The 11,316-nt window shown below is 66.5% G+C and carries 7 protein-coding genes; 4 read left to right on the forward strand and 3 right to left on the reverse strand.

Annotated features, from left to right (window positions below; genetic code table 11):
* Positions 1-31 precede the first annotated feature (31 nt).
* The 3 genes from GJG85_RS31675 to GJG85_RS31685 all read left to right on the forward strand — a co-directional run bounded on the left by GJG85_RS31675 (position 32) and on the right by GJG85_RS31685 (position 5,380).
* Positions 32-3,910 (forward strand): type I polyketide synthase, encoded by a 3,879-nt coding sequence (locus GJG85_RS31675; protein ID WP_204384765.1) that lies wholly within the window; start codon positions 32-34, stop codon positions 3,908-3,910.
* A gap of 81 nt (positions 3,911-3,991) precedes the next feature.
* Entirely contained in the window at positions 3,992-4,321 is a 330-nt protein-coding gene (locus tag GJG85_RS31680) for an acyl carrier protein (RefSeq protein ID WP_050013525.1), read from the forward strand.
* A gap of 66 nt (positions 4,322-4,387) precedes the next feature.
* The gene (locus GJG85_RS31685) at positions 4,388-5,380 is read left to right on the forward strand and encodes a beta-ketoacyl-ACP synthase III (protein ID WP_089490075.1); all 993 of its coding nucleotides are present in this window, start codon (positions 4,388-4,390) and stop codon (positions 5,378-5,380) included.
* Between the two features lie 322 nt (positions 5,381-5,702).
* Here the strand turns inward: GJG85_RS31685 and GJG85_RS31690 are convergent, their stop codons facing one another.
* Complete coding sequence (locus GJG85_RS31690) at positions 5,703-6,503, reverse strand: EAL domain-containing protein (protein WP_204384767.1); 801 nt, start codon at positions 6,501-6,503, stop codon at positions 5,703-5,705.
* A 663-nt stretch (positions 6,504-7,166) separates the two neighbouring features.
* Here GJG85_RS31690 and GJG85_RS31695 point away from each other — a divergent pair.
* The gene (locus tag GJG85_RS31695) at positions 7,167-9,305 is read left to right on the forward strand and encodes a HAMP domain-containing sensor histidine kinase (protein ID WP_239469033.1); all 2,139 of its coding nucleotides are present in this window, start codon (positions 7,167-7,169) and stop codon (positions 9,303-9,305) included.
* Between the two features lie 37 nt (positions 9,306-9,342).
* Here the strand turns inward: GJG85_RS31695 and GJG85_RS31700 are convergent, their stop codons facing one another.
* Both GJG85_RS31700 and GJG85_RS31705 read right to left on the reverse strand, forming a co-directional pair.
* On the reverse strand, positions 9,343-10,152 hold the full coding sequence (locus GJG85_RS31700; RefSeq protein ID WP_179233193.1) for an NYN domain-containing protein: 810 nt from the start codon (positions 10,150-10,152) through the stop codon (positions 9,343-9,345).
* Positions 10,153-10,431: 279 nt separating this feature from the next.
* On the reverse strand, positions 10,432-11,274 hold the full coding sequence (locus GJG85_RS31705) for an OmpA family protein (RefSeq protein ID WP_239469034.1): 843 nt from the start codon (positions 11,272-11,274) through the stop codon (positions 10,432-10,434).
* Positions 11,275-11,316: the final 42 nt, after the last annotated feature.

The raw sequence follows: 11,316 nt of genomic DNA on the forward strand, positions 1-11,316 counted from the left end.
CCGGATGAACCCTTCCCGCCGAGAGGACGGTATGAACCAGTCAAACACGCAAGCGCAACGGGTCGCCATCATCGGCATGTCGTGCCGCTTTCCGGGCGGCGCGTCCTGTGCGTCGAGCTATTGGACGCTGCTGAATTCCGGGCGCACGGCGATCCGCGAAACGCCGCGCGAACGCTTCGATGTCGATGCGTTCTATTCGCCGGATACGGACGAGCCCGGTACCACGTATTCGCGCGTGGCCGGCTATGTCGACGATCCGTTCCGCTTCGACCGTAAGTTGTTCCGCACCTCGGCGGCCGAGGCGATGGAGATGGATCCGCAGCAGCGCTGGATGCTCGAACTCGCATGGGCGGCGCTCGAGAACGCGGGCATCGCGCCGGGCCGGCTGCGCGGCAGGAACGTCGGGGTCTTCATGACGATCGGCGAGGCCGACTATGGCCGGCGCACCGTCTGGTCCGGCGATCCATCGCGCATCACCACCTATTCGAAGCTCGGCAACCTGCGCGCGATGGCCCCCGGGCGCGTCGCGCACATACTGGGCTTGAGCGGGCCCGCGATCTTCGTCGATACGACCTGTTCGTCGTCGCTGGTCGCGATCCATCTCGCCGCGCAGAGCCTGCAGGGCGGCGAATGCGACGTCGCGATCGCCGGCGGCGTGAACCTGATCCTCGGGCCGGAGGAAACGATCGGCATCGCGCGGCTCCAGGCGATGTCCATCTCCGGGCAATGTCGTCCGTTCGACGCGAGCGCCGACGGTTATATTCGCGGCGAAGGCGGCGGCGTGATCGTGATGAAGCGGCATGACGACGCGCTCGCGCATGGCGACCGCATCGATGCGGTGCTGATCGGGTCGGCCGTCAACAGCGACGGAGCGAGCAACGGTCTCACCGCGCCGAACGGCGCGGCCCAGGAAGCCGTCATTCGCCGGGCGATGATGCGGGCGGGCGTTCGGCCGGAAGCGGTTGCGTACGTGGAAGCGCATGGTACGGGCACGGCGCTTGGCGATCCGATCGAGCTTTCCGCGCTGCGTAACGTCTATGCGCGTGCCGTCGCACGCGACAAGCCGATCCTCGTCGGCTCCGTGAAGTCGCAGCTCGGGCATCTGGAGGGCGCCGCGGGCATGGCCGGCTTCATCAAGGCGATGCTGATCCTGCGGCACCGGCACGTGCCCGCGCAGGTGAACTTCGAGACGCCGAACCCGCGGTTTCACTGGGAAGGCGCGCAGCTCGCCATTCCGCGCGAAGGCACGCCGCTCGGCGAAGGCGAGACGCTGGTCGGCGTGAGCGGTTTCGGCATCACCGGGACCAACGTCCACCTGATTCTGTCCGCGCCGGCGCTCGTATCGGACGCCGGTTCGCCGATCGAGCGCGAACGCGTATTGACGCTTTCCGGGCGCTCGCCGGACGCGCGGCGGCGTGTCGCGGCGGCATGGCGGGCGTGGCTTGCGGGCACGTCCGTCCCGCTGCGCGATGCGTGTCACACGTCGAACGTCCGGCGCGATCATTTCGATCATCGCGTCGCGCTGGTCGGCACGACGAAAGCGGATTTCATCGACGCGCTCGACGCCTTCCTCGCGGACGATCCGTCCGGGAACTGGCATGCGGGCGAACCGCCGCGCAAGCCCCGCGTCGCGTTTCTCGTGCCCGGTCAGGGCGCATGGCAGCCGGGCGTCGGCGGGAATCTCTACCACGGCAACGGCCTGTTCCGCAAACACGCGGACGCGTGCCTGCGCCTGCTGGGCGGCGAGACGGCGCGCGACGTGCTCGATGCGATCGTCGGCCGCAGCGCGCAAGCGGTGCGTCATCATCCGGGGCAATTGGCCCACTTCGTCGCGTGCTATGCGCTCGCGCGTACCTGGATGGAACTCGGCGTACAGCCCGACCTGCTGATCGGGCATTCGCTCGGCGAGCACGTGGCCGCCGTGATCGGCGGCGTGATGTCGCTCGCCGACGGCCTCGCCGCCGTGGAGGCACGTGGCCGACTGTTCGACACCGCGACGCCGGCCGGCGCGATGCTCGCGGTGGCTGCCGCGGCCGACGAACTCTCCACGCGCTTCGCGTTCGGGACGGATCTGTTCATTGCCGGCATCAACGGGCCGGGGCAGACCGTCGTGAGCGGTACGCAGGAAGCGGTGGCGCGCGTGCACGACGCGATGGTCGCGGCGGGCAAACGCGTGTCGCTGCTGAAGACCTACGACACGCCGGGCCATTCGCCGATGCTGCGTTCGATGCGCGAAGCGTTCCGGCGTGCGCTCGAACCGCTGACGTTCGCGCCGCCGTCGATTCCGCTCGTCTCCACCCTCACGGGCGCCGTCGCGACCGATGCGATCGCCGGCGTCGAGCACTGGCTCGATCTCGTCGAACAGCCGGTGCGTTTTCATGACGCGTTGCTCGCGGCCTCGGACGGCAAGACGCTCTTCGTCGAAGTGGGACCCGGCGCGGCGCTGTCGAAGCTCGCGCGCGCCGCCGCGGGCGGCGAATGGCAATGCGCGATCGCGTCGCTCGCGGACGGCCCGGAAGGCGATGAGGAAACCGAAGCGACCGGCTTTGCCCATGGCTGCGCACGTCTTTACGGCGAAGGGCAGAAGATCGCATGGCACAAGCTGTACGGCAATGCGCCGCAGCCGGCCGAAGCGCCGGGTTACGCGTTCGACACCGAGCGTTTCGAGCTGCCGTTCCCCGATCTCGCCGAAGCGGGGCGCGGCCCGGTGCGCCAACGAAGCGGCGTCGCATCGAGCGAGGCGGCCCGGCCGCCGCATTCGAGTGCGGCCAATCGCGCCGACGCGGCACCGGCGGGCGCGGCGCAGATGGTCGCGACGCTGCGCACGATCGCGGCAGCGGTCGCCCCGGATACCGTCGTGCTCGACGACGGGCTTTCGCTCGTCGGCCAGGGGCTCGACTCGCTGGCGCTGACGGAGCTGCGGGTCCGCCTGCATCAACGGCTCGGCAAGATGCCGCCGATCGCCATGCTGGCGCGCGGCGCATCGCTCCAGACGCTGGCGGCGTGGTTCGCCGCGACGGACGGTGACGCGCCTGCTCGCGAAGTCCTCGCGCCCGATCCGCGACGACCGGCCGGAGCGGGCGGTGACGCCGGCCTCGTCGTGACGCTGCGCGAGGGGGGCGGGCCGCTCGTGGCGCTCGTGCATCCGGTCGGTGGAAACGTGCTGTGTTATCAGGAACTGGCCGCCTCATGGCCGGGGGATCCGACGGTCGTCGCGATCCGTCATCCGTACGCGGACCAGGGCCATGCGCCAGCGTATCTTTCGATCGCGCAACTGGCGTCGCGCTATCGCGCGGCGCTGCTCGCGACGCACGGCAGGCAGCCCGATCTGCTCGGCGGCTGGTCGTTCGGCGGGATCGTCGCGCACGAAATGGCCGCGCAGTGGGAGTCGGAGGGCGAGAGCGCCCCGCCGTTGATGATCGTCGACAGCCCGCTCCACGACGGCGAATTCGCCACGCGGTTGCGCGCACTGGCCGCTGATCTTGCGCCGGACGACGGCGCGCAGGCAGTCGAGCGATGGCTGGCCGACCCGCGTTTCGATGCAATGCTCGACCAGGACTTCTATCTCGCCGACGTGCGCCGCCGGGCCCAGCCCGCGATGTTCGACCACATCGCGCGGCTGCATGCCGTGAGCGCGGTGGCGCTCGCACGCCATTACCCGCAACAGGTGCAAACGCGCATCGGATACGCGCTCGCTGCACGCGACAAGCGCGGGATGTCGAGCACGCTGGCAGAGCAGCAACTGGGCCGTCTCGGGCACGGCGGCGTCACGGTCAGCGTGTTCGATGACGACCACAACTCCATCGTGCGTGAACCTTCGGCGCGGCGCCTGGCGCACCTTTTCGGTGGACGCGATACCGATGAGCCGCATGCCGAGCCAGAACCGCTGATGCGCGCGACGCCCGCATAGACGCTCCCTTGCCGTTTTCCCCGGTGCGGCGTCGCCGCCGCGCCTTCATCGTTCTCAACCCGACTTCAAGGAATCGATGCCATGAGCGATCACATTCAAGCCGCCACCGTCAACGCGCCGACGGTCACCGCCGCAACCATTCTCGCGTGGATCCAGGAGTGGACCGAAGCGAACAATCTGCAGGTGCCGACCGATCTCGAACAGACCTTCGCCGACGCCGGTTTCGATTCGATGCATTCCGTCGAACTCGCGTTCTTCCTCGAAGAGCGGCTCAACATCAAGATCGACGATACCGTCCTTTACGACTATCCGACCTTCAATGCGCTGGCCGAGCATCTCGTCTCGCTGCAACGGCAGGACACGAGCGCTGCCGCCAGGCCGGGCGAAGACGCGAGCGTCGGAAGCTGGTAACGCCACGGCGCCGGTTCGAGAGATCGGGCGGCCGGCGCGTCATCGACTTTGATCGGAGTACCGAAGATGGTGGAAATCAATCGCGCGGGCCACTGGACGTCGCGCGTCGTCGGCTGCGGTTCCGCGTTGCCCGAACACCGCATGACGAATCATGACATCGCGCTCAGGGTCGACACCACGGACGAGTGGATCACGCAGCGCACCGGCATCAAGGAGCGCAGGATCGCGGCGCCCGGCGAGAACACGTCCGATCTCGCGATCGGCGCGGCCCGCGCCGCACTGAGTCACGCCGGGATCGCCGCGACGGACGTCGATCTCATCGTGCTCGCGACCTGCACGCCGGACCGCACGATGCCCGCGACGGCCGTGCGTGTTCAGGAGGCGATCGGCATGCCGCGCGGCGCCGCGTTCGATGTGCAGGCCGTCTGTTCCGGTTTCGTTTTCGCGCTTTCGGTCGCCGACAACATGATCCGGCTCGGCCAGGCGCGCACAGCGCTGGTGATCGGCGCGGAAACGATGTCGCGTATCGTCGACTGGCAGGACCGCAACAGCTGCGTGCTGTTCGGCGACGGTGCGGGCGCGCTGGTGTTGCGCGGCGAACGGCGCGAAGGCGACAAGCCGCGCGGCGTGCTCTCCACGCATCTGCATTCGGACGGGCGGTACTGGGACAAGATTCACACGGACGGCGGGGTATCGTCGACGCAGAGCGCCGGCAAGATGCATCTGGAGGGCCGCGACGTATTCCTGCATGCGGTGGTCAATCTCGCCGACGCGTCGCAGGAAGCGCTGGAGGCGAATGGCCTGAGCCGGGACGACGTCGACTGGATCGTTCCGCATCAGGCGAACCAGCGCATCGTGCAAACCGTCGGCACGAAGTTGAATCTGCCGATGGAGAAGGTCGTGCTTACCGTCAGCAAACACGGCAACACGTCGGCGGCGTCGATTCCGCTCGCGCTCAGCGAAGCGGTATCCGACGGGCGCATCAAGGAGAACGACCTCGTCCTGACGCCCGCAATGGGCTCGGGCTTCACGTGGGGCTCGGCGTTGATTCGCTGGTGATTCACGCGCGACGCACCGGCGCGCGCCGGTGCGCGGCCGATCGGCGCCTTTCCCGAAATGTGGGCGCGCTGTGGAAATGCTCGCGAAAGTGACAAAAGTTCACTTTGAGCGCTCGGGCCGCCGTTCTATGCTGGCTGCATGTCGCACACGGCGGCGCGAACAAACAGCCCGATCGGAGCGTAGATGGCCGTCGATGTTCTGGATGAATCCCGGGATGCTGCGGCGTCCGGCATGCCGGCCCGGCGCATGACGCATGCAGCCGCGAGCCTGAAGCACGAATGGCGCCTACCCGTCGCCCATGGCGCGACCGGTGCACGCAGGGCTACGAGGGGATCCGCGCATGGTAATCGGTGATGAACGTCGCGACCGCCGCTTCGTGCAGCGGCTCGCCGAGGTAGAAGCCTTGGCCGTCGACGTCCGGCAGCGTGCCAGCCCACTCGAACTGCTCGGCGGTTTCGATGCCGGTCATCACGATATGCTTGCCATGACCTTGCGCGATCTGCACCAGGGTTTCAACGACCCGCATGGATTCGCTGTTCTGCAGGACATCGCGGATCAGCGAGCGATCGAACTTGACGATATCCACCGGCAACTGCTGCAACAGCGTCAGCGAATTGAAGCCTGCGCCGAAGTCGTCCAGCGCGACGCGCACGCCGATTGCCTGCGTCGCGTGGATGGCCTCCACGAGCCAGTCGAGCCGGGCAGGCGGAACGACATCGGTCAGCTCGATTTCGACGCGAGCCGGTTCGAGCGCGAGCGACGTCAGCAGCGCGGAAAGCTGCGCGGGAAAATCCGGGTGGCCCAGCTCCGACGGAGACAGATTGATCGCGAGCGACAACTCGCCGCGACCGGCTGCCTTCCACTGCGCGAGCAGGTGCGCCGCGCGCCGGGTGAGCAGGTCCGTGAAGCGGGTGGCCAGGCATGAATCCTCGATCAGGCTGATGAACGACGCCGGCTCCAGGATGCCGCGCGCCGGATGATGCCAGCGCATCAGACATTCGAACCCGGCCAGACGAATTCCCCGGAGTGCGAACTTGGGTTGCAGGAGGAAAAAGAACTCGTCCTGGCGAAGTCCGCGTTCGGCATCGTCGAGCGGATCGGGTGACGCAAAGGGGGCATTCATGAATATCGGAGTAAGCCGAGTGAAATGTCGGCCGCATGTCTCTGATTGATCGATTCTATGGAGCGGAACGCAAATTTTCAACTCGCGAAAAACAAACAAATGTAAATTCGTATATTGATTTGTATATTGGTTGTGGATTTATGTTGGCGGTTATTTCGTGAAAATCGTATCAGGTTATTGTATTTCCATATTGGAAAATCCAAATCATTAATCATTTCGGTGATGTCGGTCTTGCGCCGCGGGTATGCCAGCCGCTGGCGGGTGCGAATCATCCGAATAAATGACGGAAATGGCATTGAGGCGGTAATTTTTGCTGGTGAGAAAGGCGGGCTCGGATTCGAAATGAATGCAAGTGCAATTACAATAGATGCCTTACATTATTCATATAAAAATTGCAGTATAATTTCTACATCTTAAATTCCGGTTCATTGTGGCGGGCCGATTTGCCCGGTACGTCGGCGTGGGTATGCAGGACGGGCGATCGGCAGGTGAAGGGGGCCGACGCCTGAGGCGCCCGTCAACGCTGTCTGAAGTAGGTTGCGGTGTTTGATGCAGGCATTGCAGATGCCGATCAATGCGATATCGATGGAGCATCATCTGATCGACATGTTCGGAAGATTTTTGGGGCTGTGGCGGCGCCGTTCATGTGACGAGGGCAGACAGATGGCCGGGAACGTGTCCGCGCATTGTGCGACCGACTGGATACGCCTGACGTTTGCGCTGGTGCTGGTCTGCGCGGTGCTCACGGCGACAGAGGCGTTGCATCGTGTCGACCGCGCGTGGTTCGAGTTCGTTTCGCAGTCGGTTCGCCGCGGGCCCGTCAAGCCGCTGGCGATGATCGTGGTCGACGAACGCACGACCGCGCGTCTGGGCAACTGGCCGTTCAGCATCGAAACACGCGAACGGATGATGGAGCGGCTTGCCAGAAGTGGCGTCGCAGTCGTCAGTATCGACCTGACCGGTTTGCGGGACGCCGCGCGCACGCGCGCCGGGCGCCGGGCAGCCGGCGAGACGGCAAGCCGCGGCACTGCACGCATGGAGGCGGGGACCGGCAACGTCGGCAATACCGGCCAAGCCTGCGCGCGCGATGCTGCATTTCGCTGGAATGGGCCTTGCGAGCGCTACTCGTACGTCAATGTGCTGGACGGCGCGGTGCCGTCGAGCCGGCTGAGCGGCCGCGCGGTCCTGATTCGCGCGGCGGTCGACCTCGGGCACGGCCGGCCCGGCGTGTCGTCGGCCGGCACGCTGCCGAGCGGAGACTGGGCCGCGACAGCGAATGCATCGGCTGGGCTGGCCATGACGGCACCGCTTCACCCGACCGGTGTCGCATGGGCGCTGTTGTTCAACGAGACCGTCGTCTGCGTGATCTGCGCGTTGCTCTACCGGTTCGGTCCGCGCGCAGGCCTCGTTGCATCGCTCGTCGTGGCAGCAGCGGTTGCAGCGATTGCGTATGTGATGTTCGCGGTCGGCGGCGAGGCGCTGCCGCCCGCCATCGGCATGCTGATGTGCGTGCTCGCCTGCCTGCTGGTGTTCTGGCGGCGTACCGAAGTGTCGTTGCGCTTCATCGGCCTCTTGGGCGACCGGATGGCGGCCGATCCGTCGCTGCATGCGGAATCGGCGAACACCGCGCCGTACATCGACCCGGTTCGGCGGCAACTGGAGAGGACTGCGAATCTGGATGCGCAGGTACGTCGCTATCGTGCGCTGATCGACGCATGGGTCGACAGTCTTCCGGAAGCGACGTTGATTGCGTCGGCTGCCGGCGTGGTGCTGCTGGCGAACCAGCGGATTGCCGCGTGGTGCGCGGAGCCCGACGAGCATCCTGGGGCTGGGCGGGCGCCGGTGGGGCGTCCGGTTTCGGACGTGCTGTTTCAAATCACCGCTTCGCATCGGGCGAATGAATTCGCCGCGCAGGCGTTGACGTCGCTCGATCACTGGTCTGACGGCGACGCGCTGTCGGCCCAGACGAAATCCCAACTCGATCAGGGGATCGAGATCGCCAATGCCCGGTGCGGTCGTTCGCTGCTGATCAAGTGCGCGCCGATCCGCCCGTCCGTCTACGGCGAGCGTGCGCTGGTCTTTCATGTCGCGGACGTCTCGTCCGTCCGGATGGCCGAGCGGCAGCGCGACATGGCGCTGCGATTCCTGTCGCATGACATGCGGTCTCCGCAGGCGTCGATTCTCGCGCTCGTTTCGCAGATTCAGCGGGAGCCGTCGCGGTACACGCCGCAGCGCTTCGCCGAACTGGTATCACAGTATGCGACGCGCGCACTCAGCCTGTCCGACGATTTTCTCTTTCTTGCCCGGGCCGAGAATCTGCCGCCGAAGCTGGCCGCGGTCGATCCCGCGCTGGTGCTCGGCGATGCCGTCGACGATCTGCTGCCGCAGGCGAGCGCGAAATCGACGATCGTCAACCTGACGGCGGAGCCCGGGCTCAGCACGATCGCCGATGTGCAATTGCTGCGGCGGGCGTTCGTCAATCTGATCGGCAACGCGATCAAGTTCGGTCGCGAAGCGTCCACGGTCGACGTGGAGCTGTCGGCCACGGACCAGCACGTGAAGATCGCCGTGACCGATTACGGAACGGGCATCTCCGAGCGCGATCAGGAAAAGCTGTTTCGCGAATTCACGCAACTGGACGGCGGCGCGTCGATGTCCGGGCATGGTCTGGGCCTGGCGTTCGTCAAGACGGTCGTCGATTCGCTCGGCGGAAAGCTGCAGGTCCGCTCGAAGCTCGGCGAAGGGACGACCTTCCTCATGTTGCTGTCGAAGCACGATCACGACGCGGCGCTGGGGCACTGATGCGCCGCTGATTCGGCCGCCGCCGACCGATCGCCGGCTATGCAGCGGACACGATCTGGATCCGGCGCGCTTCCGGCGCGCCCGCGTGTTTCGCGGGCGTTGCGAGGTCGAATTCGAGGATCGTGCTGCGGGACGGCAGCCGGGCGAGGATCGACGGATCCTGAAAACTGCTGGCGCGAAAGTAGGCAGGGCTGGTCTCGGCTGCCGCAAGCAGCGGCGTATCGGGCAACGCGGCCCAGAACGCGATGAAGCCGTATCCGTCGTCCGGCTCGAACCGGTTGCAGACGCCGCGCACGCGGGACCCGACCTGGCCCCAGGCTGGCGAGCCGGCGGCCGCATCGCGGACCGGCAGCAGGCCCGGTACCAGATAGCCGCTGATGAACTGGTCGGCGGCATCGCGCAACTCGAGCGGCACGTTGTCGAAACCGAGGACTTCGACCCGGCATCCCTTCTTCTGCAGCGCGCGCACGACTTCGACGAAATCGCCGTCGCTGGTGGCGACGAGCACGGTGTCGAGCCGGTCCGATTCGGATAGCGCGTCGATGGCCATGCCGAGATCCGAGTTCGATTTGACGGTTTCGGTGCCGTCCTCGTCGGCGAAGTGTCTGAGCGGCTTGACCGTGACGCGGAATCCCTTGTCGCGCAGCGCCGCCTGATAGCCCTTGATCCGCGCGTCGTAATCGGCGGAGCGCGCGGCGCGGCGCGCGTCGAAACTCAGGTACGCGTGCAGCCGCTGAATCGTGGCGCCGGCCCGACCGGCGAGCGCGCGCAGCACGTCGTATCGCATCAGGTGGCCGCCATTCGCGTCCATGCTGCTTCCATCCACGTACACCCCGACCCTTCTCATCGTCGTCATCCGGATTGCTGGTAGCTCGTCGCTCAGGTGTTCGAATCAAGCGCCGTCGTGCCGCGTCGCGCGCTTTCTGCACGGGTACGGCGGTTGGCGGCCGCACGATCGTGCCGGCCCGGCGCCGATACGGCGGGAAACGGAATGCCGCGCGCGCTGCCGGGAAGCACGACGCGCGCGTCGCCGCCAGCCGGTGCGCGCTGCCGGTTTGCCGGTCGGTCAACGGTGGCGCCTGTCACGCGGGCATCGCGTGAATGACGCCACCCGCGTCGCGGCCCGTCAGTCGCGGCCGCTGACCGCGATCGTGACCCGGCGATCGGGCTGCAGGCACGCGATCACGGCGCGGCTCTGGCCGGGCGGGCAATGCGTGACGGGTTCGCGCGATCCCACGCCGTCCGCCTCGATGACGTTGCCGTCCAGGCCATGCGCGATCAGATAACGGCGAACCGTTTGGGCCCGCGCGCGCGACAGCGGGTCATTCACCGCGGGGGTGCCGATCCGGTCGGTGTGCCCGACCACGACGATCCGCGTAATCGCCTTGTGGCGCTTGATCCGCTCGACCGCATCGTCGAGCTGCGCCTGGCCGCCGGGCTGCATCGATTCGAGGCTCGATTGGCCGAACGCGAACAGTGCATCGCTCTGCAGCGTGAATTGCTCGATCGGCGCGGCCGGCGGTTCTGCCGCGGCCACCGGCGCGGCGGATGGCGTGCGCACGAAGTCCGCGCACGCGGGGTCGCGCCAGTAGGTGTTGCTCACCTTCATGTGCTCGTCGTAGCGCACCTGGTACTGGCACGAGACGACTTCGTTGCCGCGGCGGAAGTCGAACAGGTAGTTCCACGTGTGGCTGCCGACGAACCACTCGTTGAAGTGAGGAGGGCCGAGCAGATCGAACATCTGGTCCTTGTTCAGGCCGGGCCCGACGTTACGCAGGTTCGCCACGTTCACGAACGTGCCACCCTTCGGGCTGGCGGATTGCGGATCCGGGAAGCGGGGCGGCCCGTCGGCCGCACAACCTGCCAGGGATGCAACGGAAAGCACACTGACGGACAGCGCAAGTGCCCATTGGATTTTCATGATCAGTCTCTCATCGTATAAGGAGCCGCGTATCAGGCGCTGCGGCAACGATCGATCGTTACGCGCAGCCGCCGCCTATCGCTGCAGTGC

Source organism: Burkholderia sp. MS389, from assembly GCF_016899425.1.
In the GTDB taxonomy this organism is placed as follows: Bacteria; Pseudomonadota; Gammaproteobacteria; order Burkholderiales; family Burkholderiaceae; genus Burkholderia; species Burkholderia sola.